Origin of the sequence: Streptomyces caelestis (assembly GCF_001279005.1) — a bacterium.
GTDB lineage: Bacteria > Actinomycetota > Actinomycetes > Streptomycetales > Streptomycetaceae > Streptomyces > Streptomyces heliomycini.
On sequence record NZ_LGCN01000001.1, the window covers coordinates 42,413 to 67,505 of the forward strand.

A 25,093-nucleotide genomic window follows, 5' to 3' on the forward strand; every position below is an offset into this window, starting at 1 on the left:
ATCGCCGCCTCCGAGGTCGGCTCGCTCACCCGGCCGAGGTGGGCGGCTAGAACAGGGTCAGCGGTTGAGGAGGGGTCGGCGTGGTCTGGTGTTCTCGGATCGCGTCCCGAAGCTGGGCGGCGGTCACGCGGGCGGCATCGAATGTCTCGGTCCAGCCGTTGGGCATCTGGACGGCGGTGAGGAAGATGCCGTGCCCGGCGGCGCGCAGGCGCCGCAGGATCGTCTGCTCGACGGACAGGGCGTCGTCGCCGGTGGGCACGTGGTGTTCGTAGAACAGGGCCCATCCGAGGCGGCGGTGCTGGGCGATGCGGTCGTTGCGCTGAAGAGCGCCGGCGACGCCGATCTTGACGGCGCCGTGCTGTGCGTGGGTGACGACGTAGACGCGGGCGGGCGCGGCGCGGTCGAAGCCGAAGCGGGCGCAGTATTTGCATCTGCGGCCGCTGCGGATCTTGGCCAGGGTGGGGGTCGAGGTGCGGCCGCAGGTGGTGCAGCGGCAGCGCCAGGGCGTCATGGTCGTGGTGTAGGGCTCCAGGGGCTCGAGACCGGCCTCGCGCATGGAGGCGGCGGCGCGCTCGGGGTCTTCTCGTCGTGCGGCGGCGGCGCGGAGGTCGGCGCAGCGTCGGCATCCGCTCTGGCCGGCGAGGATGGATCCGAAGGTCGGTGAGGTGATGGTGCCGCAGCCGTGGCACAGGCACCGCCAGGGGTACTTGACCCCGCGGTACGGTTCCTGGGGTTCGAATCCGTGCTCGCGCATCTCGGCGACGGCCAGGTCCTCATCGTGGCGCTGTGCCTCACCGTTGGCCCGGTCGGCGCATGGCTTGCAGCCCGGACGCCGGCTCCGGCCGGTCAGGGAACCCAGGCGCGGGGAGACGATGGCTCCGCACTTGGTGCAGCGGCTCTTCCACGGGAACGCGGTGCCGGGGTACGGCTCAAGCGGTTCCAGGCCCTCCGCCCGCATCACTGCGGCCGCGGTCTCGGCGTCGTGGCGCATCGACTCGTTGGCCTTGCGCCGGCCGCAGGGGTAGCAGCCGCCCTGCCCCTGGCGGATGGAGCCGAGCGTGGGGGTCCCGGGTTCTCCGCACGTCCGGCAGCGGACGGGCCAGGGTGTGTCCACTCCCGGGTACGGGCCGAGGGGTTCCAGGCCCGCGGCCTGCATGTCGGCCGCGGCGACGTCCGGGTCGACCGGCGCGTTCGGTGCGCACCACCGGCAGGGCCCGGTACCGGAGTTGATCCGGACGTAGGTGGGTGTGACCTCGCGTCCGCAGGCGAGGTGGCGGCACCGCCACTTCCGGTCGCTGCCGGGATAGGGCTCCAGGGGCTCCAGGCCGGCCGCCCGCATCACGGCGGCTGCGGCCTCGGGGTCGATCCGGGCCCGCCCGGAGCAGTACACGCAACCGCGCTGTCCCTTGGTGACGTTGCTCAGGCGGGGGGTGACCTCCCGCCCGCACGCCGTATGGCGGCACCGCCAGGGGGCGGCGCTTCCTGGGTAGGGCTCCAGGGGTTCCAGGCCCGCCGCCCGCATGATCTCTTCCGGCTCGCGGGGGTCCTTCCGCGGTCTGCCGGTGCGCGCCATGGGTCCAACTCCCCGCTCTTCAAGGGTGAGCGGGGTCTTGCCTCGCTGTGCGGCGCAGCATAGAGGCGGCCACTGACATCGACGCTGACCGTCGCCTTGCCGCCGGTGGGAACCGGTGCCGGGGGCCGGCCGGCTCAGTTCACGGCATCGGGTACGGCATCGGCAGGGGCGCAGGGTTCGTCGCCGGTGCCGTTCGCTCCGGTCAGGTCCTCGCAGATCTTCAGGTGCAGAGTGGTGGCGACGGCATCGAGGCGCTCCCACTGCTCGATCGTCAGGTCGGGCAGCAGTGCACCGAGGTGGTGCAGTGCGAAGGCGACGGCTGCGGGCACCGCGTGACCGAGAAGGTTGTCGATGCCGGCGCTGTGAGCATCGTGGTGGAGGTCGCGGCCGCCGGACAGCCCGTAGGCCAGGCTGTACTTGTAGGCCGCTTCCTCGGCGAGAGTGTTGTTCGCGAGGGCTCGTTCACCGTCGGCGCAGTCGACGGTGGCGAGGAGTTGGTCGATGACGGAGCCGGGAATGATCTCGCCGGAGACGGTGGTGGCGTCGTTCATGTGGGGGTAACGGCGGACCGGGGCCGGGTGGCACGCCGGGGCTCGGTGTTTCCGGTCCGGGCCGGCGCAAGAGGTTCGTGGCGGGTTCGGCGCGGTGTGAGGGCCGCGGTGAGAAGTGCTGTGGCTGGCCACAGCAAGGCGCCGGCGGCGATGAGGGTGAGGGGCGGAAGGCCGGCGTGGTGAGCGGCGAGCAGAAGGGTGGCGGTCTGCAGGGCGCCGGCGGTCGAGGCGAGGTCGCCGTGCCAGGCCGTGCGGTGGAGCGTGTGCTCGACCAGGCGGCGCACACCGCTGGCGCAGGTGACCATGGCGGGCCCACCCAGGACGCTGATGGCCAGGGCGGTCGCCCACAGGGAGAGGTCGGTGACGAGGACGGCGAGCGCCGCGCCGCCGGTGAGGAGCAGGAGGGTCATGAGGGCGGCCGTGGTGATCATCAGCTGCCCTGGATGCGGTGGCTGGGGCGGGTCGAGAAGGTAGAGGGCGGCGAGCAGAAGGCCGGCGAGCGTGCCGAGGCCGGTCGTCCAGGGCGTCGGCACGGTGGTGGTGAGCGAGAGGGCGCCGGTGATGGCGGCCGCGGTCAGGCCGGCCGTGCACACGGTGGTGCCGCGGGCGCCTGGCTCACGCTGGCGGCCGGCGGGGCCGGCGGAGGTCGTGGTGGCGACCAGCGTGGGCGGGTGCCGGGGCGCTGTCGCGGTGGGTGCGTCGGCGAAGGCGGCCAGCGCGGTGTGCAGCCGGGTGAGCCGCGTGCTGGTGTCGGCAGCGGTCGGCCGGCGGTCGGGGTCCTTGTCGAGGAGCTCCAGGACCAGCTGCTCGAGGTCGCGGGGAACACCGGGGCGCAGGGCGGACAGCGGGGCCGGCGCGTCGTGGACGTGCTGGTTGAGGACCTGCCAGCCCGTGCCGGTGAAGGGGACCGAGCCGGTGAGCAGCTCGTGGAGGAGGCAGCCGAGCGAGTAGAGGTCGCTGGGTGCGCTCAGGGTGGTGTCGCCGCGGGCCTGCTCGGGCGACATGTAGGCGGGGGTGCCGATGGCGACGCCGGTCACGGTCAGGGTGTGGTGGGTGGCCTCGGCCAGGCGCGCGATGCCGAAGTCGCACAGTTTCGCGGCGTTGCCGGCGGCCTGGTCGAGGAGGATGTTGGACGGCTTGAGATCGCGGTGGACGATGCCGCGGTGGTGGGCGGCCTCCAGGGCCTGGCTGATCTGGATCGCCCAGGTCAGGGCCTGATGGACGGGGAGCGGGCGGCCGGTGAGCGTGTTCAGCGGCCGTCCGTCGACGAGGTCCATGGCCAGGAAGAGGATCCGGCGGCCGTCGAGGTCGGCGGCGCCGTGGTCACGGACGGCGACGACGTTCGGGTGGGACAGGCGCGCGGCGACCTGTGCCTCGCGGCGGAAGGCCGCTTCCCGAACCGGGTCCCCCTCCCCCACCGGGATGATCTTGAGGGCGACGCCGTGGTTCTCGTGGAGGTCCTCGGCGCGCCACACGGTGCCCATGCCTCCGCTGCCGATCGGCTCCTTCAGCCGGTACCGGCCGGCGACCGTCGTGCCGCGCATCAAGTCCTCCAGCCCTGCGTATCCGGGCGCTGGAGCCGGCCGGCTCCAGGCGCACCGCGGGCGAGGGCGTGCCCGCGGTGCGGCGGAGCATACGAAAACGCCTTGCCCGGGCTGGGCGGAGCGATGCCGACAGCGGGACTGCGGCCCACACTCCAGTGGGTGTCTTTGCAGGTCAGCGGCATGTGAATGTCGTTGTACGGACGTGTGCGGCGGGCCGCGCCGGTGCTACCGGACGGCGATGGCCCCAGGTGCTGTCATCAGGTTCCGGGGGAATCCTTCGGATATGGACGACAGATGCGCGTGGTGTGGCGCCGGGCTACCCGGCGGGCGGCGGCGCCGATACTGCCCTCGTCCGCGTTCCTGCCGGCAGGAGGCGTACCGGGAGCGGCGGCGGGCGGCAGCTGCCCTCAGGGCACGGATCGCTCTGCTGCAGATCTCGCGCGAGATCCGGGCCCGATGCGAGGCCCTGGAACTGCTGGTGGCCGACGCGGTCGGCAACGAGCGGACCGACGCGGGGCTGCACAGCACTGCGGCCGCGGACTTCCGGCACCTGGCCAGCGAGCTGGTGCGGTGCGCGGTGATCGCGGATCGGGAGGTGGGTGCAACCTGGGAGCAGATCGGGCGCCCGCATGGTCTGAGCGCGGATGCGGCCAGGGCCCGGTACGGCCGGGCCCGGCTCCTGTGGCCTCCGCCGATGCCGGAGTGACGCCAGCCTGTGGGGAGGGGCCCGGTCAGCTGCGCCGGGAGGAGGCGAGGAGGTCGTTGGCGCCCTGGCGATCGTCGCTGCCCTGGCATCGCGTCGCATCTCCCAGGCCAACATCGTCTCGCCGGAGTGATGCATGGCCCCGCTGCAGCCGGACCGCGCGCGGTGCCCGGATACAACGACGGGCCCGGCTGCATGCCGGGCCCGTCGGTCAGTAGCGGGGACAGGATTTGAACCTGCGACCTCTGGGTTATGAGCCCAGCGAGCTACCGAGCTGCTCCACCCCGCGTCGGTGAGGCCACTCTACACAGTGATCTTCGTGGGCGGGGCGGCGCGCGTACGGCCGTCAGCTCCGAACGATGTTCTCGGCCTGGGGGCCCTTCTGCCCCTGGGTCACATCGAAGGTGACCGTGTCACCCTCCGTCAGCTCGCGGTAGCCGCTGCCGGCGATGTTGGAGTAATGGGCGAAGACGTCCGGGCCGCCGCCGTCCTGGGCGATGAAGCCGAAGCCCTTCTCCGAGTTGAACCACTTCACGGTGCCGCTGGCCATACTGCGTGTCCTTCGATCTTGCCGAGGAATCCCGGCTGGTCTGGAGTCGGAGCCCTCTGCAACCGGAGGGCACCCGGCGTCCGTTCTACCCCGCTGGCGCCGCAACTATCCGGTCTCCACGCAGTGATTGCCCGACGGAGTGCGACCTGGTCAAGCCAGGTCGCGGTCCTGGAGTGGTCACGGCACGAGGAGGGACGGGGTTACTTGCCCTTCGCGGCTTCCTTGAGCTTGGAGCCCGCCGAGACCTTCACGCTGTATCCAGCTGCGATCTCCAGCGGCTGGCCCGTCTGGGGATTGCGGGCCGTACGGGCGGCACGATGGGTGCGCTCGAAGGTCAGGAAGCCGGGGATGGTGACCTTCTCATCGCCCTTGGCGACGACGTCGCCGACGATCTCGGCGAAGGCGGCCAGTACGGCGTCGGCGTCCTTGCGGGTCACCTCGGCGCGCTCGGCGAGGGCTGCGATCAGCTCACTGCGGTTCATGCGGGGTACTCCGTGGTCCTCGGGTTGTCACGTCCGCTGCACGGACGGGACGTGTGCGGCGCCATCTTGTCAGTTGGGTCTGACAACGCTGCGCCCGGTGCTGACGGCGGGTCGCCAGCGGCACGGGCCGTCAGCAGCGGGAAACACGCGCAGCACGGCGGCCAGCACTGCCAAGGCCCGTGGCTCTCAACGCGATGCGGATCCGGCCTTCCTCACGTCACGCACGCCCATCGCCGCGTGATCCCGACGCCCGGCGTGCTGGCCACGGGCGTAGCGGCCTCTCGGGGCGCCCCTGACCTGGATATGGGCCCCGTCCGCTCCTCGCACCCACAGGGCAGGTGTGCGTTCACGGCTCGGTAGGGGTGCGCGTGAGGGAGGGGCTACACCTGCGGCGAACTGACCGAAAAACGCTGTATCAAGCCCCATCATCTCCGTTGTAGAACCTACTGCCAAAAGTGCTGTGTAGGCTTACAGCACTAACGAAGAAGGGGGCAGCACCTTGTCGTTCAACCTTCGTGCGCTGGCGAACGGCCTGCACACCGATCATCCGATCCCAGGTCTCCCGTTCGTCGACGACTCCCACATCCCGGTAGACGACGGAGAGGCAGTCGAAGCAGTCGGCCGCAACGTCGGCCAGGGAATGTGGGGCCGCTTCGACCCGGAACGCATCGCGGGCGGCTGGCGCGCCTTCACCACCGACCCGGACCGACACGGCCTCAGCTGGGCCGTGCGCTACCACCCCACGCACGGCAAGACCGTGCTTCTCGTCCCCAGCGGACACGCCGCCGATCTCCACACCGAGTGGCACGGAGGGCCCTTGCTGTTCCGGGCCGGCGGGTATTGGTGGGACGGCACCGACTGGTACCGGCCCGGCCAGATCTGGGACCCGGTGGCGGAGGAGTTCGAACGGCGCAAGGCAGCCGGGGCTGTCACCGTGACGGCCGCCGACCTACTCGCTGCCAACACCACCTTCCCCGACCGGGCGACAGTCGTGCAGGTAGCTGACTTCGACAAGGACGCGCCGGCCCCCGAGAACTGGCTCGATCACCTGGCCCTGTGGGCGCAGCTGACCACAGGCGACGGCCACGCCTTCGCCCTGGAGCACTGCGTGGTGAACGTGAGTAGCCCCGAGCTGGCGGGCGACCAGCTGATCGGCGTGCCCGACATGGCAACGCTCGGCGGGATCGGCGCCTCGACGCTGCGTGCGTACATCTCCCGCAACGAGAGCAGCGTGCCGCCCCCGCAAGCGGTCGTCGCCGGCCGAGCGATGTGGTCCCGCCCCGTCGGCCAGGACTGGGCGGAGTCGCGCCGCCGTTCCGCGGAGGGCGTCCGCGCGGCCATGTCCGCCTCCGGCGAGGAGGGCAGCCTGTCCGTGGGCGCCGAGGCCGTCCGCCAGCGATTCACCGAGGATTTCTTCCGGGCGCTGTGGGAGAACCCCGGCAGGCGCAAGCAGTGGGTGCTCCGGCACCGTAACGAGGCCGACGTCCGCGATGTCGCCGACGACCTGGCCTCCACCGTCGCGCTGAGCCTGGACCGCATCCTGCCGGCAGACCTTCTGCGCACGACGGTCCGGCACGCCATCCTCGACGACCTCGGCCAGGACCTGGCGGACCGCGACGGGGCGGAGGTGAAGGAGTACGAGATCCGCCTGACGCCGCAGGTGGCCAAGATGCTGGACTGGCTCATCCGCCACCACCCCGACACGGCGAAGTACACGATCGGCGACACGCTGAGGCAGATCGAGAGCCGCTGGGAAGTTCCGCCCCGGGTCGCCGGCGAGGGTCTGCGGGCCTCGCTCGAGATGGACGGCGAGCTGGACGAGGCACTGCTGGCGGAGTACCTGGACCGGGTCCTGCCCACGGAGGCGTCCGGTTCCTGAGCGCAGCCCGGCTGTCTCAAGAACGGGTGTCCCCGAGCGAAGTGCTGCGCTCGGGGACACCTTCGTGTCTGCGACGCCGCCCGCACCGGCGACTGGGGCCGGTTGCGCCCCGACGGCACCCTGCCCGTCTCAGGCGCCGGCCGGGGCGGAGTGGGGCGTCAGTCCGGCTTCGGTGACGGCTTGGAGATGCTCGGGGGGCAGGCTGTCCCAGCGTTTGCGGAGGTTCTTGAGCCACTGGCCGACCTTGAACTCCTCGCCGTCGACGGTGACGGTGTCGCGTTGGCGGATGTGGAGGTGGCCTTCGCGGTCGCGGAAGGCGGCGACGGCCGCCAGGCCCTGGTCGAGTTGCCTCTGCTGGCGGGCGGCCCGGCCGGTGGGCTGCGGCGGTTCGTCTTCGGCGGGTTCGATCAGGGTGATGCCCAGTTCGCGCACGAGTCGGAGCTGCTCGGGGTGGAGGGTGCTGTAGTCGGTGCTCTGGGCGCGGACCCATTCGCCGAGGGGTTCGTCGTCGTCGGTGATGAAATCGGCGGGGAGGTCGTCGAGGGTGATGCTGGCTTCGGCGTAGGTGCGGGCGGTGTAGTAGAGGCGCTGCCAGGTGATCGGCCAGGCGGGGTTCCAGTACGGGTCGATCTCGGCGAGAGCGAGGTCGGTGGGGTCGGGTTCGAGTCCGTTGTCCGCGCGGGTGCGGGCGGCGGCTCGGCGGTTGGTGAGCCAGCGGCCGAGGGCGAAGTCGCCGGCCATCTCGCCGGTGGGGGCGGCGAGGTGTCCGTGGCGGGCGGCCCAGTTGCGGGCGTGGAGGAGTCCGCGTTCGGCGGCCTGGGTCTGGAGGTTCCAGATGATGCTGAGGTGTTCGAGAGCCTTGATCTGGGCGGGCTTGAGGGTGCCGGCCGCGTACGCCTTGCGTGCCCGGTTGATCCAGCGGCCCAGTGCGAAGCCGTTCTCGTCGTCGTAGAGCCGGGGGACGTCGAGGTGCCCGTGGGTCTGGTGGTAGGCGGTGGCGGCTTCCAGGCCGCGCCGGAAGGATGCCTCGCGGGGGTGGAGGACGCGCAGCCGGAACGCCTGGGCGATGGTGTCGGCGGGGAAGGGGCGGTCGAAGACGACGTCCACGGGAACGCCCGTCTCCTCGTCCTCGTCGTCCGGGGCCGGGTGGGCGGGCTGCTGGGGGACGGCGAGCCGGTCGGCGATGCGGTCGTCGTGCGCGCGCAGGGCCTGGAGGACGCGCCAGAGCGGCCGATACAGGTTGGAGTCCATGAGGTCGTCGGCGTCTTCGCCGGGGGCGACGTAGACGGGAACGATCAAGGTGGCCTTCTTGCCCTGGCCGGGCTTTTGGCGAAGGGCGCGGCCGACGGCCTGGACCGTGTCGACGATCGACTCCTTGGGGTCGGCGAAGACGACGGTGTCGATGCTGGGGATGTTGACGCCCTCGCCGAGAAGGCGGGCGTTGGCGATCAGAGTGCGGTGGGCGGGCTCGAGGAACTCGCCGGGGCGGCCGTCGAACCGGTCGAGGAGTTCGCGGCGGTAGGCGGGGTCCTGGGTGCCGTCGAGGCCGGTCGCCCACAGCTCGCCCGGGTCGGGGCAGCTGGTTCCGGTCTCGTCGAGGGCGTAGAGGAGGGCGGCGGTCTCGCGGAGGGTGCCAGCGAAAGCATGGGCGTCGGCAACGCGGTGGTGGAAGCTCACGACGCGGCGCAGGTCGAGCTCGGCCATGGCGCGCAGGACGGCGATCTGGAGCGCGGCCTGGCGCAGTTCGGCTTCGGTGGCCTTGTCGGAGATCCCGAGCCGGGTGCGGATGGTCGTCTCGTGAACTTCCATGACGACGACGCGGTAGTCGGCCAGGAGGTCTATGTCGATGGCCTCGGCGAGCGGGAGGCGGAAGCAGGTGTCGCCGTACAGGTCGGGGTTGTCCATGGATGCGACGAGTGAGTCGTCCTCGTCGTCTCCGGGCTCGCCGGCCGACCAGATGCGGGGGGTGGCGGTGAGGTAGAGCCGCTTGTGGGCGGGGATCAGCTCGTCGTCGTGGACGGCGGCCCAGCGTTTTCCCAGGTGGCCGCTGGTGCGGTGGGCTTCGTCGATGGCGATCAGCGACCAGGGAGGGAGGGCGAAGCGGTGGTGGGCGTCCTGGACGCGGTGCAGGGAGTGGTAGGTGGCGAAGACCGTCAGGCCGGGGTTCTGGTGGACGGTGGCGGTCAGGGCGGCCGGGTCGGTGGTGAATGCGACGGCTTCGCCTGTGGTGTTGGGGCGCTTGGAGCACAGGGCGAGGATGGGGCCGGTCATGCCGGCGGTGCGCCAGTCGTCGATGGTCTGGGCGAGGAGTTCCAGGGTGGGCAGGAGCACCAGGCGGGTGCCCTGGGGAGCGACGCGGGCGGCGGTGCGGGCGGCGACGTACGTCTTGCCGGTGCCGCAGGCCATCACGATGGAGGTCCGGGCGGTGTGGCGCAGCGCGGTGTGGGCTGCGTGGACGGCCTTGGACTGGTGCGGGCGCAGCCTGATCCTGGGCGGCGGGGTGGTGATGGTCGCGGTCACGGTGGTGGCCGGTCCTCTCAGCCGGTGACGGTCGGCGGTCAGGTGATGCTGAAGCGGATGTGGTCGATGCCGGTCAGCTCGACCTGTTGGAGGGAGGTGGCGCGGGTGCCGCCGTCGGTGAAGTAGTCGTCGCGCAGGCCGTTGGCGACGATCTGGGCGAGGTCTTCTTCGGAGGCGCCGGCCTCTTTGGCTTCGAAGAGGGCGGCCGCGGTGGCGGCGTCCAGGCGGCGGGTGAGGCGGCGGTAGCGGGGGTCGTTGGTGGTGCCCTTGGGGGAGGTGAAGCCGAACTTTCCGCGGACGTCGACCTTGATGCCGCCGGTGGTGACGGCGGCCTGGAACTTCTTCGCCTTGACGATCGGCTGCCAGAGCTTTTTGACCTCGGCTTCGATGAGCGCGGCGGTCTCGGGCTTCGCAGTCTTGATCTTGTCGTCGCGGTAGCGCTCGACGGTGCGCTGGGACTTGCCGATCTTTTCGGCGACCGCGCGGGCGGCCTCGGCGCGGCTGACGCCCTTCTCCTGCTTGAGCAGGAAACGGATCCGGGCGCCCAGGGTCTTGGGGATCGGCTGGGAGTAGGCGGTCTCTGCGGCCTCTTCCAGTCGGTCTTCGATCAGTCCCACGTTCAGTCAGCTTCCTTGGGTTCAGGCCACGCGGACGAGCGAGTCGTCCTTGATCTCGTTGGCGATGTTCACTCCGTCGGCGAGCAGGTCCAGCGCCCAGTCGATGGTCTGGGAGCCCTGGTGCTTGACGGAGCCGGGGTTGACGCCGAGGCGGAACCCGCCGCGGATCGGCTGGCCGTCGGGGCCGTGGAGGAGGGGCAGCGGCGACAGGCTGTCGGTGGCGTAGACGACGCAGTCGGTGTTGACGGCGAGTGGGTAGCGGCCCGCAGTGGTGGCGAGGTTGTGCATCTTGCGGTGCATGTTGGTCCGCGCCTTCGACAGGATCATGGCGCGGATGTCGGGCCGCCACGTGACCCGCTTCAGGGCCGGCCACGGGTCGCCGAAGGCGTGGCCGATGCCCATGTTCGGGCGCTGGCGCAGCTTGCCGATGCCGGACTTGGCGGTGGCCTTGATGGCGTTCGCCAGGGTGACCAGCAGCGGGTCGCCGTCCTTGTAGCTGGCCATAGCCGCGAGGAAGGCTTCGTCGTCGAGGTCCTTGGTGACGCCGAGGTCGGCCATCACGGTCAGGTAGGCGTCGCGCAGCGTCTCGTACCAGGGCTGGAGGTAGGGGCTGTGGGTCTCACGGACCCAGGCCTCCATCGGGCGTACGTCGGCGCCGAGCTCGACGGCGTAGGCGACGGTGGGGGTGGCGTACCAGCCGGGGCCTTCGGGGCGTACGCCGCTGGGAGTGAAGGGGCTGGGCATGCGCGGGTCGGTCTCGATGTGGGACAGGTCCACGTACCAGGAGCCGGGCAGGTCGGGGTCGAAGGCGGGGTTGCGGGGGTAGTGGATGGCCGGGCCGGTGCCGACGTGGAGGCGCCGGCACGCCGCCAGGAACGCCACCTGCACGTCCAGCGCGACGACGTGGGTGCAGGCCCGCTCGGTGTCGGTGATCAGGTCGGCGGGGCGGACCCAGATGCACGCCTCCTCGTCGAGGGCTTCGCTGGCGGGCCGGGAGCCTTCCTCCGGGTAGTCGGCGGCGACGACGGGGTGCTCGTCGGGGGCTTCGCACGGAGCGGGGTCGACGACGGTGTGGAGGGTGTGGGGCACCTTCACCGAGACGTACTTGTTCTCCTTCTCGCTCCACTCGGCCTTGGTGGGCGGGCGCAGCGAGGTCATGAGTTCCTCGCCGGTGACGGCGACGGTGCCGCGGGGGGTGATGACCAGGCGGGCGTAGGTGCCGAGCATCCGGGCGAGGTCGCCCGCAGGCAGGCCGCCGGCCTGCCCCCAGACGCGGTTTTCCAGGGCGCCCCAGGGCGTGAGGAAGAACTGGACGCAGTGGCGCTTGCCGTCGACGCGCTTGAAGACCCTCGGCCAGGGCCCGAACCCCGACTTGGTGAGCTCCCACCCGGCCTTGATGAGGCCCTTGACGGCCTTGTGGTCGGCCGGCAGGCGGAGTTCTTCCTGGTCCGCGAGGTCGGCGGGCAGGCCGAAGTGTGCGACAGCGCCCTCGGTGAGGACGAGGAGCGGGTCCTGGTCGAAGCCGTTGTCGTGGACCTTGGCCGCGCCCAGGCGGATCTTCCGCTTGTCCAGCGTCCACGTGGCCAGGGCCTGGAGGGTCTTGGCCGGGCACGGCACGGTGCGGCCGTCGACGAGGTGCGCGGTCAGGGCGCCGTCGGTGACGTCGAGGACGGCCAGCGGCCCGTCGGCGTACTGCGGCGGCACCGGCTTCGCGGCCGGCTTCTTCGCCGTGCGGTTCACACGGCGAGAAGCCGGCGCGGCGCCCGGGCGGCGCGGCGCGGCCGACGGACGGGCGGTAGGTGCGGCAGCGGCAAGCGCAGTGGTCGAAGCGGCAGCCGGGGCTGCGGAGGCGGGTGTGACCGCCGCCGAGGCCGCATCGGCCTGCGGGACGGAGGCAGGCGCGGACCCCGCGGTGGGCCGGGTGCCGCAGCGGGGCATGCCCATGGCGGCCATGGCCTGGAGGTACACGTGGCGGGGCCGGCCACCGACGACACTCGACGTCGGGTGCCCGCAGCGGACGCATAGCCGGGTGACTCCCTCGGGCAGGTCGACCCAGGAGCCGGGAGTGTCGAACTCGGGTTCCGCCGTCTCCGTCTGAGCCGGGCTGGGCTCGGTGTTCTGCCAGTCGAGTTCGGGCGGATCCTCGATGTCGAAGTCGAGCTCGAGAGGGGTCTCCTCCACGGCGACCGCAGCGGGCACCGGTTCGGTTTCAGGTTCGGGTTCCAGGGTGGCGGAGTTGTCCTCCGCATCAGCGCGAGCCAGTTCGGCTGCGAAGTAGGCGAGAATCCTGGCGTAGCGCTGCCCCTTCTCGCCGCGCGGCGTGCGAGGAGGATCCGATTCCCAGGTCCACACGGTCTCGCGGCGCACGCCGGCGGCTTGGCCCATCTGCGTCACGGTCCAGCCGAACGCCTCGCGAAGCGTGGCACGCTCCGCCGGATCCGGCAGTTGTGGCACCGGGCCATCGAACCGGATTCGCTCGAGCACCGCTGCCACAGGGTCGCTGCCCCCCATCTCCACCTCCACCCTCAGAACCCAAAATCTAACGCGAATCTAACGCACCCGGCACGACGGCGCAAGCGCTCTGTTTGTGTTTCAGTATGTACTATAGTTGTTGTGCATTCAGGTTTCAATATGTAGTGTGATGGCTCGTTGGCCAGGCGGTCGGCAGCCGCGTTCGCAGCGTCGCCCCGCACGAGTCAGCCCCCTTGCCCGTCGGCAGCTCGCCCCCGTCCGACAAGACATCTGAGGAACAACAGCCATGCCCTTCCAGTCCCCCGAGCCGGGAGAGCCCGCCGCGCCGGGATCGCGGATCGTCGTGGAGGCCGGCGACATCCTGATGCGCCGCAGTCTCACCGACCACGCCCCCGCCGCCCAGGTGCACGTGATCGACGCCGCCAAGGCCTTGGAGGACTTCCGCCTCGGCCACGGCACTGCGCTGCTGGAGCGTGCTGAGGTCCTCCTCGACCTGGCGATCGCGACGTTCCAGGCGCGCACCGGCGAGCACGACGAGGCCGCCTGGCAGGCCGCCGCGGTCTACATGGTGGAGCTGTGGGCGACGCGATACAGCGCGGCCCGCCCGACCGCGTTCGACCCGGCCCCGCCCCCGCCGTCCCGGTTCACCCCGGCGCATCCGCTGCGGCTGGAGACGGTCAGCCGCGAGGCCCACGACCATATCCTCGGCGCCGGCCGGTCCCTTGAGCGCAAGACGCGCGGTGTGGACCTGATGGACGTCGTCCGCGCACAGCACGGCATCCACGAAGCCGCCCGGCTGCTCCACGACCAGCTCGACGGCCTGTCCATGCCGCTGTGGGTACTCATCGCCCGGTTCTGCGCCGAGGTACAGGCGGAGAACCTCCGCATCCTCAAGGCTCCCGCCCCCGGCACCACGGCCTGACGCCCCCCTTACGCTCGTTGCCGGGCGCGCCCGTCGCCTGGCACCAACCCTTCACCCCCGTTCAGGAGTTCCCGTGAGCACCAGCCCCTCCCCCGCCCCTTCCACCGTCGGCCGGGTCCGGGCCGGACAGTTGTGGCAGGACATGGCCCCCGACATGGTCGCCCGCGAGCGGATTCTGCGCGTGACCGACGTGAACGAGACGCACGCCGAGTGCGTGGTCGAGCGGGACAAGCAGGGCACGGCCGGCCGCAAGACGCGGCCGCTGGCCCTCAAGCGCTTCGCGACGAGCGCGTTCAAGCTGATCGAGGACGTCGTCGACGACGCCGACCAGCCGCTCTACGCACGCTTCCTGGCGGCGATGACGGCCGTACAGGGCACCAGCCCCTCGCCCATGGAGTACGCGACCGCGGCACTGCGCGTGCACCAGGAGGTCATCGCCGAGGCGGCGAAGGCCCAGGCCTGACCGGCCTCGCACAGCCCGCCTGCACGCTGCGGCCCGGCCGTCTAAAAAGGGCGCCGGGCCTGCGGCCCGTGGCCTCGGGCAGCCGCTCGTCCGATCACGGCCTCAACGAGAGATGCTGGAACGCAGAGCGACGGATTGCGGTGCACCGCGCTGCGACACACCGCCGCGTCCATCTGTGCCTGGTCCATCGCGCGGGCAGGATGTCGGCCCGTTCGCTGTGGTCGACAACGCCGGCCAGTATCGTCAACCGCCTGAACGACAAGCCCCCTGTCCTGCGCTGTGTCGTACGCAAGGGGGACCGTGACCGAGTCAGGCGTCGCTCTCGGAAGCCCATCGTTGGACGAGGCCTGGGGCTCGGCGGATGAGGAGGCAAGCATGCAGGGGCTGACGATCGAGCCTGTGTCGGAGATCCGCAGGTCTGCTGGAAACGCAACGCACACGGCGACCTTCAAGGTTGCCTTGGTGCCCAAGCCCTTCGACCGGCCGCTTCCGGTAGGAACGTCTTTCCACGTTTCGGAGGGAGGTTATAGGACCGTGGCGCCGGGAGTCGTGTACGCGACCGACGCGGACATCGAAGACGGTGACGTGACGATCATCTATGAGGTCGAGCAGATCACCGCTTGACGACTGGTCCAGCCACGTCACCAGTCGTGTGCGAGCGATCAGGGCGACGTGGGCATGAAACGCTGCGCCAGGGCCTCCGGGGTTGGCTGACGCCGGAAGGGCGCCGCCCTTTGCCCGGACCACGCCACCTCCTCGTGCTCAGGGGGCGAGAATGGCGGCCATGTCACTTGCCCTGGCCCGCTGTGCGGAAGCGGTTGCCCGTCTGCTCGATGGCTGCGGTCTGCTGGAGCCGGTCCGGCTGTGCATGAGCGACCGGGACGTGCAGGCGGAGGTGTGCGCGAGCGGGCCGGCCGCCTCGGTGAGCATGGCGCGTCTGGCAGCGGCGACGGGCAGCGAGGCGGCCGGACAGGCGGACGGCCGTGGCGACTGTGTGCTCACTGTGGACCTGGAAGGGGACGTGGTCATGGTCGCCGCCGTGGACGCACCGGCGCGCGGCGCCGTGCCGGGGGTCCGCTCGACGTCGACGCCGGCGGCGGCCGAGTTGCTGCGGACGCTGGCCTCGTGGGCGGCCGCACTGGACCAAGACCTGCTGCACGGGGCCCAGTTGTGGGTGGAGGACGACGGCCGGGACTTCACGGTCCGGCTGCTGGCGACAGCCACACGCGGTGACGACCTGGAGAGAGTCGCCGCTGCCGCCGGCGCAGGACTGCAGGGGATCCGGACACGGCGCACCGACAGCGGCCTGGACGGGCGGGGAAGCCTCCCGTGTGGCCGGCTCGTTCATCTCGCCGTCGTCTGTCTTTCCTGACGATCGCTGCACGATCGCCGGTCACTCGATCCCCGGCACGGTAAGCGGGGTCGCGCCCCGCGGCGACGAGTTGGCTCCGGTCACCGCTCGGCCTCACCAGAGGCCGGTGGTGCGGGCGGTACCGGACAGCCGTGGGCCTTGGCCGACCGCTCCGCGAACGCCTTGAGCGCGGCCCGCGCGTAGGCCAGGTCGTCCGCGGGTTGCTCGGCCGGCCGGTAGGCGCCGCCGCCCGCCGGGACGACGATGAAGAAGGCAGGCTGCCCGCCGTCGCAGGTCGTGCTGGTCCAGTACCCCGCGGTGAGCAGTTCGCCCGCCCTCGCCCCAGCGGGGGCCTTCTCGTCGCGCCGCTCGAACGCCCAGTACTTCGCGTCCTCCGCGTAGGGCCCGTATCCGGCCGTCAGTACGTAGGACGGGTGGCCCTGGGAGTCGCCCAGGTGGCACTCCTCCAGCGGCGCCGGGCCGCCCGTGGCTTCCCAGGCGCGCGCCACACATGCGGCAGGTGGTCCGGGGGGCCTCACGCCACGTGCAGGTGCCGGCCTCGGTGCGGGGGCTTTTCGTCCTTCGTGGCGGGCGGTTCCGGCACGGCCTGGAGGGGGCCTGTCTCGGCGGTGTCCTCGGGCTTGCGGTTCAGCTTCGTCCTGAGGCTGTTGAACTTGCTCTTGATGTGCGGTGCGGTCTTCACGGCGACGGCACCGAGCGCGGCGGCGGCGACGGAGGCGGCGACGCCGATCACCACGCCCTTCGTGACGCCTTCTTGACGGCCTTCTTCCCTCGCCTCAGCCCTGATCTCGTCGAGTTCGGCGTCGGCCGGGTAGAGCACGGCGTGTCCAGCGAGCACGTTGGCGGCGTCCCGCAGGAGGGCGCTGATCCCCCCGGGACTGCTCGAATCCGAGAGGCTGGTCCCAGCCGGGCGTTCCACCACGAACACGTCTCGGATGGTCCCGGTCTCTTCGTCGTAGGCCATGGGAGCACTGTAGGGGGCATCGCCTTGGCCGGGAGGGGGTATCCGGCGGTTGGCCCTTGGCCGAGGTGCTCTTCTGCCGGCTGCGCTGCCGCACCACAATCTCGGACATGCGAGAAGAGGACCTCTACACCGAGCAGTACTTCGGCGACGAGCAGCATTCCGTCGCCGATGCGCCGCAGTGGGAGCAGCAGGCGTTGCCGACGACGAGGCTGAACGTGCAGTACAGGAACCCGTTCCTGGACCCCATGACGGCGAAGGTACTGCTGGGCGACTACTTCAACGCCCGGCGTCTGCCGCCCGCGGAGGTCGTCGCGGCGGTGCGGCACCAGTCGTGGAGGGACCTGGAGTACAAGGGGGGTTCGCTCGACGTCGTTGGTGACCGGCTGTATGTCCTGTTCTTCCGGTCGATGTGCTCGAAGCTGTCGTACGTCAAGGTCGGCCGGACGAAGAAGGAGGACAAGGCGCAGGTCCAGAAGCGGATCATGGCGCATGAGAGCGAGGCCAAGATCGCCCAGGCGGTCCTGTTCGACGCGTGGATCTCCCGTCCCTGTGTGTCGGCTGTCGTATGGGAGAAGGGCGTTAAGGCGCACTTGAGTGCTGCGGCGGAGGAGGACATCATTCCGGTCGAGCAGGTGAAAGCGGAGTACTTCCGTGGTATCACCTTCGGCGCTGCTGTCCGGGTGGCCCGGATACAGGAAGACCGCAGCGGGGTTGTCTTCCTCGCATCGTGACGTCCGGTCCGGGGCGTCATCCTGCGCTGCGTGTGCGAGTGGCGCGGGCATCGTGTCGGCGGTGCTCCCGAAGGGCCTGCTTGCGCGAGGTGAAGGTCGTACGCTCTCGCCATGACCACCGAGGCACCACCGGAGCTGCGACGCAGCGAGCGAGCCGTCCTGAAGGTGCTGGAGAAGCACGACGGGAAGTCCATGAGCGTGGCGGACTTGGCCAGGGCAACTGGCTACAGCGGGCCGACCGTTACCACCGCCCGCCGCCGGCTGCGTGCTCTGGGACTCATCTCGTTCACGCCCGGCACCGGGCACACGGCTACCCGCTACACCATCCCCTCCCCCTCGCCCACCGCAGCGCCGGCGACGCTCGGCGGCTTCCATATCGGCCGCACGCTGTCCTCCGGTGTGCTGCACCTGCTCGACAGCGGCGGCGAGATGCCTCCCGTGCCCTGCGAGTTCCAGGCCGACACCGTGTGCCGTCCCGTACCCGAGACCGCCCCGCTCATGGAGCTGGCGCGCGGGCCCGTGTCCTGGGGGCAGCTGTGCCGGGCATGCCTGAAGGCGATCGGGGCGGCCCCCGGTGCCGGGGACGCCGGGCAAAAGAGCAGCGTGGAAACCTCCTGGCAGGTCCAGGTGTGGCACGACGCCACCCGGGCGTGGCGGTCCGTGGGACGCCCCTGCACGTCGGAAGCGGCGGTCCGTGCAGAACTCGCCGACCGCCAGGCTCGGCATCCCGAACTTCTTTTCCGGCCCGTGGTGCGCACCAGCACCGAGACCGTGCTCCCCTGACGGACGGACGGGTCGCTCTAGGCACGTACGCACCGGGGCAGCGTCGTCCTTGGCCGGTCCTGAGCAGGGCGGCGGACCTGTCCCTGAGCGCCGCCGACACCGCCATCGCCAGCACCTTGGCCGGCACCGGCCAGGCCGGGCGAGATGCGCACCTCGTGCAGCGACAGCAGACCGGTCATCAGCACGGCGGCGTCGGCGGCCTCGTGTATCCGCCGCGTGCTCCAACTGCCCGCCCTAAGAAGCCCATCAGCCTCCGAGTCGGCTGACGCTTCGCTGCTGCAGCGTGCCCGCGCTCAGGCTGTGCCGCTGCGAGGACCCCGGCCGCTGACGTCGGTGAAGGCCCTGTGGAGCGGTGGGTTGTCGCGGTGGACCGCTTGCCTGCAAGGTGGGCCTGGAGGGGGCCGCGCCACTCCCAAAATGTTGCCTATTTTCATTTCAATGTGTATTGTTGTTGGTGTTGAGGGCGCCGTTCCCCTCCACCCCACACCCCCGGAGCCACACGCTGCTCCCCCATGCCCCCTTGCGGAGAACTCCCATGTCCGAAGCCGAAGCAGTTCGCTCCGTCATAGCCCGTCTCACCGCCCATGCCGACGAGACCCAGACCCGTCTCACCCACGAACTCTTCCGCCAGGCCGGCTACCTGTGGCGCTGCGGCAATCCGTCCTGCCCGGCCTACAACTACCGAGGGCTGCGCTACTGCGAGGGCTGCGGCTGGGGCAGCAACGGCAAGCCGGTCGGCGACCTCCACCCGTGCATGTACACCGAACGCCGGTGGGCCGCGCTGCGCCGCGCCCTCCTCAAGCACTACGCCGACCAGGCCCCGATGCCCGACGCCGTGGTCTTCGAGTACTGGGGCGGGCCCGGCTGGCGCGGCGCCGAAGTCACCGAGATGTATGGCGGCACGACCAAGGAGGTGACCGGCGGGTTCCGCGACCGGGACCGCTTCGAGGACATCGCCGCCGCGCTCGACTCCCTCACCAAGTGGTCGAAGCCGAGCTACGGCGAACACATCCGCGTCGTCCTGGCCTTCTAAGCGCCGCCATCCCTCAGGGCCCGGCGAGCCAGCGCCGGGCCCTGGCCGCCATGAGAGCGAGCCACACCATGTCCACTCTGCTGATCGGCTGCTGGTCCAAGGACGGCGCCACCCTCAGCATCACCGCTTCCCACCAGGTCGCCGACGGTGACCAGGCCGCCATCAACGCCCTCACGCGGCCCGCGTTCACCAACGGCGCGAACTGGGCGTGGGAGTTCGACGTCGACGACCACCGCCGCGCCGTGCAGCGCGCGTACGAGGAGAACGCCCACGACGACGACACCTGGGTCGACGACACCGCCGAGTACTTCGAGCCCGTCACCTACTGATCACCAACACGTGCGTGACCGGCTGCCGGCGTCCCGTGCCGCCGACCGGCCCTGCCTCCCACAGCACCGCCCCGAGGAGGGCTCGTACGCGCGGCATCGACATGCCTGTCACCCCTGAAGCGATGCGGAGCCGCTTCGTTCCTTGCCCTTTCCCTCCACAGGAGTTCACGTCATGAGCGACCGCCCCGGCCCGGCGCACGCCACCAGCTCGGCGCTCGCCACCGAATCGATCATCGATCGCCTCCTCGACGCCTTGGACGAGCAGCAGCTCGACGAGCTGGCCAGGCGCGTCAGCACCCGCCGCTTCGCACGGGTCGAGGCCCGGCTCCTGGCCGCGCTGCGCGCGGACAGTGCCGTGCTGCACCGCGACGGGCTCACCGACCATTCCGAGCCGGTCACCCACGTCACCTTCAGCACGCACGACAACGACTACGACCCCGTGTGCTGGGGCGATAACGCTGTCGCCCGGCACGAGTCGGGGGCGAAGACCCCGGTCGACTACGGCGGCACCGACGTCGAGCACGCGCTGCGCGACTACTCCAGCTTCACCTGTCCCATAGCGGGATCGCGGCTGGTGGTCGACCTCAACACCGGCCAGTTCACCGTCCGGGGCGCGTGGGAGCCCGCGTGAACCCGGGGCCTGCCAGCGCAGGGCGCGCCACCGAGCCCCGCCCCGCCCCTCCTCCTCTGTTTCCCCAGACCCCAAGGACTTTTCTGATGAGCGAACGACTCGAATGGGCCCACGCCTCCAGCGGGGCTGAACTGCTCTTTCCCGGCGAGGACATCGACGGGGCGGTGGTCGAGCCGGGCGAGATCGCCGTCGCCGTGTGGACCGGCAGCAACGGCATCGCCCTTCACGGCCCGCGAGAGGCAGTACGCGACCGGCTGCTCCAGCTGGCCCTCGCCGTTCACCAGGCTCCCCCGGTCCCCTTCGCCGACGCGTGCATCCCGGAGCGGACCGACCCCCGCCGCTGGCGGCCGGCCCCGCTCCCCCGCCCGCTGGCGCCCGGCCCCGCCGGACCGGCCCTGTGTGGAGGCGCCGACCGCCCGGCCGCCGCCGATCCCCGGCTGGCCACCTGCCCCGACTGCATCGAGAGGTGGAACAGCGACACCCCCCTCATCCGGCTCAGCCTGACCCACGCCGTCCCCGCACCGTCCTGATACCTCCGGCTGTCCTGCCCCGTCCACACGGCCGGACCCGCCCGACGCGGGTCCGGCTCCACATCCCGGAGGACCACAGATGATCACCCCGAGCGCCCGCACGGCCGCCGCCGAAGCGCTCCTAGACCCACTCACCTCCGAGGCGTCCCAGTGGGCCAGCGACGACACCGAGGACCAGCAGCTGCTCGACGCAGTCGACGCCGCGGCCCCCGGCGACAAGCTCGCGCTGCTGCAGAACTCCAGCCTCGTCCCCTCCCACCTGTCCAAGGCGATCGGCGAGGCCCTGACCGTTCTGGACACCGCCACCTACGCACCCCCTGCGGGCACCCGCCGGCAGGCGGACTTGGCCTTCCTCGCCCTGGCAACCGTGATGGTCCGCGTCACCGGGACGAGCGTGAAGGAGGCCCGTGCCCGGGTGGAAGCCACCACCGGCGAGGAGATCGACCCGGACGTGCCCCTCCTGGACGGCGTGCGCGTCAGCGCCCTGACCATCGAGCCGGGCACCGTCCGCCTGGACCAGCTCGGCAACGTTCTCGTCACCACCCCTGGCAACCCGCACGCTGGTGCGCCCGCCGCGCTGCTGCCGCCCGCGATCCGCGCCAGCATCACCGACATCGTCGACTACTGCTGTGCCAGCGAGGAGCGCGATTTCGCCGACCAGGACGACGAAGGCCGCGCCCGGCACATCTTCACCGCACTGCGCCTGCTCCGGTCCTACCTCGACACACCGGCCGCGTAGCCGCCGGCCCCCTGAGCGCGTTCCCGCCTTTGTCACCGAAAGGCTCCCCTGGACTGGCCCTGACCGACCACAGCGACGTCGTCTTCGGCTCGCCTGGACCTTCGCCCTCCTGAACACGCCGGTCCCGGCTGGCCCCGGCATCCTCACGGCCGCCGACTTCAGCCCACGCGAGCACCTCGGACGCACCGTCTATCTGCTCGCCCTCGGCACTCCGGGCACGCACAGGGCTGTTTATGGCAGGTTTCGCCCAACGACCCTGGCCGATCAACACGTCCTTTTCTTGGTTTTGACCGAAGCCGATTGGTCGCCGCGCTGTGTGACTAGCACACTCCATCTACGCGCAAGCGGGATGCTCTTGACAGTTTCATCACGTAGCTTGGCCGGGACGACGCTACGGCGTCAGGTTACTCGGGTTTCCGGAAACTGCAGATGCCGACATCTCACCACAACAGGAATGTGTCACGTAGAAATACTTTTCCAGTGGAACTCACGCTTCTTGTCATCACCTCTTTCTTGCAGACTCCCTCGGTCGCCACCCCTCCTTGGTGCTGGGTATCTAGTGGGTACGCCACTGCTTACTCCCTCTCGACCAACACGTCTTTACGTTGTATTCATTCTTGTAGGCATCTCTGTAGGCACGTAGACATCTCTGTAGGTATCTCTGTAGGTATCTCTGTATGGATGCCTGTTCGTCTGTAGGCATCGACTCACGTAGTCACTTCGGTCGCCCCGCAACCTCTCGCCTTCTTTGCTCTCTTGTCCGACACTGCGCCCCCCTCACGCACTACTCCTCACTCACGCACGCCGCTGTCCTCGTTCTCGCTCACGCCCTGCCGTTCGACGGTCTTGTCTTTGCCACTTAGCTACCTGGTCTGGCACATCCCCTGACTCGTCCATGACCGCCCCCCTCTCCCCGGGCGCTCTACGCCCCCTGACGCCCCCTCGACCGCACCCCGAAGCATCCCGCCCCTGGCGCTGACATCCACTCGCTGAACCCCAACACCCACGACACGCCGCGCGCCTTGCCAGAGCACCAGCACCCGTCACAACTTCCTGTTATCGTCACCCGTGTCGCGTCGTGACACGGAGTCCAGGCATCCAGTGCACGGGGCACGCCCCCAATGTCCGGTATACACAGCAGAGCGCACTTGTGATGCAGCAAATGGCAAGAACGAACACTCAGATACACCCCACTCGCGTGACACGACGCGACAGCCGTCCTGGCGTTTCCCGCAGCCACCCTCTCAGCCACCTCCGGAGGCCTTCGCGATGACTACAGCCCTTGCGAGCGCCATCGATGTCGCCAACGAGACATCGCTCCCTGCGCCGGTCGTGCTTGCCATCGCCACCCAGAAGGGTGGCGTTGGCAAGACCACCACAACGGTGAACTTGGGCGCACGCCTTGCCATGGCTGGCTACAACGTCCTGATCGTTGATCTTGAGCCCCAGGCGCAAGCTGGCACCGCGCTCGGAATCACCCTCGGCGGCCACGAAGATGAGGCGGCGAACGAGGCGGAACTGCAGCGGTCCCTCGGCTACATCTTGCAGATGGCCCTCCAGAAGTTCCCACGCCCCCACCTCAAGCAGGCGATGTTCGACCGCACCGATGACGTCCTGGGGGACTTCGAGGGCCACGGTCAGCTCTGCGTCCTCGCCTCGGAAGAGGCGTCCATGTCAGCGGCGCAGAACGCCTTCGTGACGAAGCCTTACAAGGAGATCGTCACGCTCCGGCACCTCTTGCTTCAGGAGGCACGGGGCTTCCACTTCGTCCTCATCGACACGCCGCCGGCCGTTTCCCACCTCAACGCGGTGGCCCTGGCAGCAGCCGATTACGTGGTAACTATCTGCATCCCGGAGTACCAGTCCATCAAGGGGGCCCTGGTTCTCAGTGCAGCCACGCACGCCATCGCAACGAATACCGGGGGAGTGTGCGAGCCCCAGCTCCTTGGTGCTCTTCTCAACCGCTCCAACCCCGAGTCTGCCTGGACTAATCAGGACGTCGACATCCGCAACGCGATGATCGGCGACGGGATCAACGCCGAACCAGGACGAGGCCTCTTTCCGTTCGTTACAGATGTGCGCCGGGACGTCCGCATTTCAGAGTCATACATCCACGGTCGGCCCGCCGTAACGCGGTTCCCAAATCACTCGTGTGGCAAGCAGTACACGGGTGTTGTGGAGGAGATCCTGGACCGCATCCAGATGCCGCGCCAGAAGTGGACCATCGCCGATCCGATCGTCGTCGAGGAGAACGCCGATGCCTGAGGAAGAAGCCTCCGGAGCGGAGCGGAAGCAGCCGAGAAAGAAGGCGACGAAGAAAGTGGCCGGTCTCCGGCCTCGTCCCGACCTACTCAGCAACCCCGCTCTCTCGGGTGCGGCAAGCGTGGCGGCTCGCTCAGTCCTAGGCCAGGGTGCCGGCGTTCAGCCCGTCAGGGCCGCCCAAGTGCCGCCCCCCGCATCACAGGATGCCGTTGCCGTACCAGGACCCAGCGCACCTCCCGACTCGCAGGGCGTTGTCGAGACACATCCGGCGGACACGACGCTGACGCAGGCCGACGTGGAACCGGCGGACAAGGAAGCCGAGTCCAGCACCATCACGTCTCTGTCGGTCTCCTCCTCGGAAGAGCAACCCAGGCAACCGGCACCCGTCGCAACGGCAGCACCGCACCCCGCTGAGCGGTCATCTGTTCCCGACGCCCCTGCACCTCCCGGCAGAACTACACCCGCAGACGGCGGCCAAAATGACTATCCGCCTTCTGCTCCTGAGCATGCTTCCTCTCCCCCTGATGTCTCTGGGGCAGCGCACCAACAGACCGAGCAGGTACCGCAAGACGATCGCGACGACGACGGAGCCTCTGGGAAGCAACCCGACGCTTCCGACGACGAACAGCCGAGTGATTCCGGGGAGGGATCGCTCTCCTCCCAGGCCTCTGAGTCGCGAGCAGGGGAGACACCGTCAGCAGGATCGCGTCGAAAGCGCTCGGCTCCTTCCCGCCAAGGCTCCAAGCTGGGGCCCGCGCACACGGCACTGCTCAACTCATGGCGTAGTAGCAGGGTGGACCTGAAGCTCCGCCGAGATGACTGGCAGACCCATCCCTTTCGCTTCGCAGCGGACTTGGTGACTCAGCTGAGCAAGCGGGTGGCGCAAGATTGTTCCTCCTCCGGCAAATCGCTGACGGCTGCGCAGTATGTTGACGCTGCAATGAGCCAGTATCTGCCGTCGACCATAGAGGAGCAGTTGGCACTCGCGGAGGAGTTTCTTCTCTCTCGCGAGACGGACGTCGGCACGGGGAAGCAGGCCAGCCATCGGGTCAGCCCGGAGGTGTATGCGATCGCAGCACCCCTGGCCAATGATCTTCGGGAAGCAGGGCACGCGCGCATCGCCGTTCACGTCTACTCAGGCGCTCTTGACCGCTTCCTCCGTGATCTCGAAGCAGAAGGGCCGCTCGGCAAGTAAGGGCGCGCCTACCTCACAGGTCCGCGGAGGCGCCGGCCACAGCAATGTGGTCGGCGCCTCCGCGTTTGTACACGCCCTTCGAGCAGCACGGATAGCGACCGGTTGAGCAAAGTCTCTCGTAGGCAACTCGGTAGCTACATCTGTAGGTCCGTAGGGACTGCTGTAGTCATGTCTGTAGGGATGCCTGTAGGGATGTCTGTAGGGATCTTGGCGCGTCCCTATGTTCGCATCGCTCGTCTCTCTTGAGG

At 69.9% G+C, this 25,093-nt stretch carries 25 protein-coding genes and 1 tRNA gene; 15 read left to right on the forward strand and 11 right to left on the reverse strand.

The window, feature by feature from the left end; genetic code table 11:
• Nucleotides 1-46: 46 nt before the first annotated feature.
• From ADK41_RS42395 to ADK41_RS00215, 3 genes are all read right to left on the reverse strand, one after another.
• A complete protein-coding gene (locus tag ADK41_RS42395; RefSeq protein ID WP_051842907.1) occupies nucleotides 47-1,573 on the reverse strand; it encodes a hypothetical protein in 1,527 nt (508 codons plus the stop codon).
• 134 nt (nucleotides 1,574-1,707) lie between these two features.
• A complete protein-coding gene (locus ADK41_RS00210; RefSeq protein WP_030819716.1) occupies nucleotides 1,708-2,124 on the reverse strand; it encodes a hypothetical protein in 417 nt (138 codons plus the stop codon).
• The gene (locus tag ADK41_RS00215) at nucleotides 2,121-3,668 is read right to left on the reverse strand and encodes a serine/threonine-protein kinase (RefSeq protein ID WP_051842905.1); all 1,548 of its coding nucleotides are present in this window, start codon (nucleotides 3,666-3,668) and stop codon (nucleotides 2,121-2,123) included. Before ADK41_RS00215 ends, ADK41_RS00210 begins: the two co-directional genes overlap by 4 nt.
• 283 nt (nucleotides 3,669-3,951) lie before the next feature.
• Here ADK41_RS00215 and ADK41_RS41495 point away from each other — a divergent pair, with 283 nt between their 5' ends.
• Nucleotides 3,952-4,374, forward strand: a complete 423-nt coding sequence (locus ADK41_RS41495; RefSeq protein WP_030819714.1) for a hypothetical protein — start codon at nucleotides 3,952-3,954, stop codon at nucleotides 4,372-4,374.
• A 212-nt stretch (nucleotides 4,375-4,586) separates the two neighbouring features.
• Here ADK41_RS41495 and ADK41_RS00225 read toward each other — a convergent pair.
• The 3 genes from ADK41_RS00225 to ADK41_RS00235 all read right to left on the reverse strand — a co-directional run bounded on the left by ADK41_RS00225 (nucleotide 4,587) and on the right by ADK41_RS00235 (nucleotide 5,403).
• Nucleotides 4,587-4,660, reverse strand: a tRNA-Met gene (locus ADK41_RS00225).
• A gap of 57 nt (nucleotides 4,661-4,717) precedes the next feature.
• On the reverse strand, nucleotides 4,718-4,921 hold the full coding sequence (locus ADK41_RS00230; RefSeq protein WP_030819713.1) for a cold-shock protein: 204 nt from the start codon (nucleotides 4,919-4,921) through the stop codon (nucleotides 4,718-4,720).
• A 200-nt stretch (nucleotides 4,922-5,121) separates the two neighbouring features.
• Nucleotides 5,122-5,403 carry an HU family DNA-binding protein gene (locus ADK41_RS00235; protein WP_030819712.1) on the reverse strand — a complete coding sequence of 94 codons (282 nt, stop codon included), beginning with the start codon at nucleotides 5,401-5,403 and terminating at the stop codon, nucleotides 5,122-5,124.
• Nucleotides 5,404-5,902: 499 nt separating this feature from the next.
• On the opposite strand from ADK41_RS00235, the gene ADK41_RS00240 reads away from it, so the two are divergent.
• The gene (locus ADK41_RS00240; RefSeq protein ID WP_037803362.1) at nucleotides 5,903-7,282 is read left to right on the forward strand and encodes a hypothetical protein; all 1,380 of its coding nucleotides are present in this window, start codon (nucleotides 5,903-5,905) and stop codon (nucleotides 7,280-7,282) included.
• A gap of 129 nt (nucleotides 7,283-7,411) precedes the next feature.
• Here ADK41_RS00240 and ADK41_RS00245 read toward each other — a convergent pair whose 3' ends face one another.
• Genes ADK41_RS00245 through tap form a run of 3 tightly spaced genes read right to left on the reverse strand, consistent with a single transcriptional unit; the run spans nucleotide 7,412 to nucleotide 12,873 of the window.
• A complete protein-coding gene (locus tag ADK41_RS00245; protein ID WP_051842904.1) occupies nucleotides 7,412-9,802 on the reverse strand; it encodes a DEAD/DEAH box helicase in 2,391 nt (796 codons plus the stop codon).
• Nucleotides 9,803-9,840: 38 nt separating this feature from the next.
• The gene (gene tpg, locus ADK41_RS00250; protein WP_030819709.1) at nucleotides 9,841-10,419 is read right to left on the reverse strand and encodes a telomere-protecting terminal protein Tpg; all 579 of its coding nucleotides are present in this window, start codon (nucleotides 10,417-10,419) and stop codon (nucleotides 9,841-9,843) included.
• A gap of 21 nt (nucleotides 10,420-10,440) precedes the next feature.
• Nucleotides 10,441-12,873, reverse strand: a complete 2,433-nt coding sequence (tap, locus tag ADK41_RS00255) for a telomere-associated protein Tap (RefSeq protein WP_234318565.1) — start codon at nucleotides 12,871-12,873, stop codon at nucleotides 10,441-10,443.
• Between the two features lie 304 nt (nucleotides 12,874-13,177).
• Between tap and ADK41_RS00260 the strand changes: the two genes are divergently transcribed.
• The 4 genes from ADK41_RS00260 to ADK41_RS00275 all read left to right on the forward strand — a co-directional run bounded on the left by ADK41_RS00260 (nucleotide 13,178) and on the right by ADK41_RS00275 (nucleotide 15,648).
• On the forward strand, nucleotides 13,178-13,813 hold the full coding sequence (locus tag ADK41_RS00260; RefSeq protein WP_030819707.1) for a hypothetical protein: 636 nt from the start codon (nucleotides 13,178-13,180) through the stop codon (nucleotides 13,811-13,813).
• Nucleotides 13,814-13,886: 73 nt separating this feature from the next.
• A complete protein-coding gene (locus tag ADK41_RS00265) occupies nucleotides 13,887-14,276 on the forward strand; it encodes a DUF6354 family protein (protein WP_030819706.1) in 390 nt (129 codons plus the stop codon).
• A gap of 375 nt (nucleotides 14,277-14,651) precedes the next feature.
• Complete coding sequence (locus tag ADK41_RS00270; RefSeq protein WP_030819705.1) at nucleotides 14,652-14,900, forward strand: hypothetical protein; 249 nt, start codon at nucleotides 14,652-14,654, stop codon at nucleotides 14,898-14,900.
• Between the two features lie 160 nt (nucleotides 14,901-15,060).
• The gene (locus tag ADK41_RS00275) at nucleotides 15,061-15,648 is read left to right on the forward strand and encodes a hypothetical protein (RefSeq protein ID WP_078661785.1); all 588 of its coding nucleotides are present in this window, start codon (nucleotides 15,061-15,063) and stop codon (nucleotides 15,646-15,648) included.
• Nucleotides 15,649-15,728: 80 nt separating this feature from the next.
• Here ADK41_RS00275 and ADK41_RS00280 read toward each other — a convergent pair whose 3' ends face one another.
• Both ADK41_RS00280 and ADK41_RS00285 read right to left on the reverse strand, forming a co-directional pair.
• A complete protein-coding gene (locus ADK41_RS00280; RefSeq protein WP_030819701.1) occupies nucleotides 15,729-16,136 on the reverse strand; it encodes a hypothetical protein in 408 nt (135 codons plus the stop codon).
• Nucleotides 16,137-16,162: 26 nt separating this feature from the next.
• A complete protein-coding gene (locus ADK41_RS00285; protein ID WP_030819699.1) occupies nucleotides 16,163-16,612 on the reverse strand; it encodes a hypothetical protein in 450 nt (149 codons plus the stop codon).
• 107 nt (nucleotides 16,613-16,719) lie between these two features.
• Here ADK41_RS00285 and ADK41_RS00290 point away from each other — a divergent pair, with 107 nt between their 5' ends.
• The 9 genes from ADK41_RS00290 to ADK41_RS41505 all read left to right on the forward strand — a co-directional run bounded on the left by ADK41_RS00290 (nucleotide 16,720) and on the right by ADK41_RS41505 (nucleotide 24,845).
• Entirely contained in the window at nucleotides 16,720-17,343 is a 624-nt protein-coding gene (locus ADK41_RS00290; RefSeq protein ID WP_158717630.1) for a hypothetical protein, read from the forward strand.
• A gap of 111 nt (nucleotides 17,344-17,454) precedes the next feature.
• Entirely contained in the window at nucleotides 17,455-18,126 is a 672-nt protein-coding gene (locus ADK41_RS00295) for a helix-turn-helix transcriptional regulator (RefSeq protein WP_030819695.1), read from the forward strand.
• A gap of 535 nt (nucleotides 18,127-18,661) precedes the next feature.
• Nucleotides 18,662-19,159 (forward strand): hypothetical protein, encoded by a 498-nt coding sequence (locus ADK41_RS00300; protein ID WP_030819693.1) that lies wholly within the window; start codon nucleotides 18,662-18,664, stop codon nucleotides 19,157-19,159.
• 68 nt (nucleotides 19,160-19,227) lie between these two features.
• A complete protein-coding gene (locus ADK41_RS41500; protein ID WP_030819691.1) occupies nucleotides 19,228-19,488 on the forward strand; it encodes a hypothetical protein in 261 nt (86 codons plus the stop codon).
• A gap of 172 nt (nucleotides 19,489-19,660) precedes the next feature.
• A complete protein-coding gene (locus ADK41_RS00310) occupies nucleotides 19,661-20,119 on the forward strand; it encodes a hypothetical protein (RefSeq protein WP_030819689.1) in 459 nt (152 codons plus the stop codon).
• Nucleotides 20,120-20,205: 86 nt separating this feature from the next.
• The gene (locus tag ADK41_RS42400; protein WP_030819687.1) at nucleotides 20,206-20,649 is read left to right on the forward strand and encodes a hypothetical protein; all 444 of its coding nucleotides are present in this window, start codon (nucleotides 20,206-20,208) and stop codon (nucleotides 20,647-20,649) included.
• A 79-nt stretch (nucleotides 20,650-20,728) separates the two neighbouring features.
• Nucleotides 20,729-21,388 carry a hypothetical protein gene (locus ADK41_RS00320; protein ID WP_030819685.1) on the forward strand — a complete coding sequence of 220 codons (660 nt, stop codon included), beginning with the start codon at nucleotides 20,729-20,731 and terminating at the stop codon, nucleotides 21,386-21,388.
• Between the two features lie 1,269 nt (nucleotides 21,389-22,657).
• Nucleotides 22,658-23,653, forward strand: coding sequence for a ParA family protein (locus ADK41_RS00325; protein ID WP_030819683.1), 996 nt, complete (start codon nucleotides 22,658-22,660; stop codon nucleotides 23,651-23,653).
• A gap of 790 nt (nucleotides 23,654-24,443) precedes the next feature.
• Nucleotides 24,444-24,845, forward strand: a complete 402-nt coding sequence (locus tag ADK41_RS41505) for a hypothetical protein (protein WP_030819676.1) — start codon at nucleotides 24,444-24,446, stop codon at nucleotides 24,843-24,845.
• Nucleotides 24,846-25,093 lie beyond the last annotated feature (248 nt).

Coding starts and splice junctions, on each gene's coding strand:
- ADK41_RS00235 (WP_030819712.1), bottom strand. CDS start 5,403: ATGAACCGCAGTGAGCTGATCGCAGCCCTCGCCGAGCGCGCCGAGGTG.
- ADK41_RS00215 (WP_051842905.1), bottom strand. CDS start 3,668: ATGCGCGGCACGACGGTCGCCGGCCGGTACCGGCTGAAGGAGCCGATC.
- ADK41_RS00290 (WP_158717630.1), top strand. CDS start 16,720: ATGCGAGAAGAGGACCTCTACACCGAGCAGTACTTCGGCGACGAGCAG.
- ADK41_RS00325 (WP_030819683.1), top strand. CDS start 22,658: ATGACTACAGCCCTTGCGAGCGCCATCGATGTCGCCAACGAGACATCG.
- ADK41_RS00300 (WP_030819693.1), top strand. CDS start 18,662: ATGTCCGAAGCCGAAGCAGTTCGCTCCGTCATAGCCCGTCTCACCGCC.
- ADK41_RS42400 (WP_030819687.1), top strand. CDS start 20,206: ATGAGCGAACGACTCGAATGGGCCCACGCCTCCAGCGGGGCTGAACTG.
- ADK41_RS00260 (WP_030819707.1), top strand. CDS start 13,178: ATGCCCTTCCAGTCCCCCGAGCCGGGAGAGCCCGCCGCGCCGGGATCG.
- ADK41_RS00285 (WP_030819699.1), bottom strand. CDS start 16,612: ATGGCCTACGACGAAGAGACCGGGACCATCCGAGACGTGTTCGTGGTG.
- ADK41_RS00270 (WP_030819705.1), top strand. CDS start 14,652: ATGCAGGGGCTGACGATCGAGCCTGTGTCGGAGATCCGCAGGTCTGCT.
- ADK41_RS00310 (WP_030819689.1), top strand. CDS start 19,661: ATGAGCGACCGCCCCGGCCCGGCGCACGCCACCAGCTCGGCGCTCGCC.
- ADK41_RS00210 (WP_030819716.1), bottom strand. CDS start 2,124: ATGAACGACGCCACCACCGTCTCCGGCGAGATCATTCCCGGCTCCGTC.
- ADK41_RS00275 (WP_078661785.1), top strand. CDS start 15,061: ATGTCACTTGCCCTGGCCCGCTGTGCGGAAGCGGTTGCCCGTCTGCTC.
- ADK41_RS41500 (WP_030819691.1), top strand. CDS start 19,228: ATGTCCACTCTGCTGATCGGCTGCTGGTCCAAGGACGGCGCCACCCTC.
- ADK41_RS41495 (WP_030819714.1), top strand. CDS start 3,952: ATGGACGACAGATGCGCGTGGTGTGGCGCCGGGCTACCCGGCGGGCGG.
- ADK41_RS00295 (WP_030819695.1), top strand. CDS start 17,455: ATGACCACCGAGGCACCACCGGAGCTGCGACGCAGCGAGCGAGCCGTC.
- ADK41_RS42395 (WP_051842907.1), bottom strand. CDS start 1,573: ATGGCGCGCACCGGCAGACCGCGGAAGGACCCCCGCGAGCCGGAAGAG.
- ADK41_RS00230 (WP_030819713.1), bottom strand. CDS start 4,921: ATGGCCAGCGGCACCGTGAAGTGGTTCAACTCGGAGAAGGGCTTCGGC.
- ADK41_RS00320 (WP_030819685.1), top strand. CDS start 20,729: ATGATCACCCCGAGCGCCCGCACGGCCGCCGCCGAAGCGCTCCTAGAC.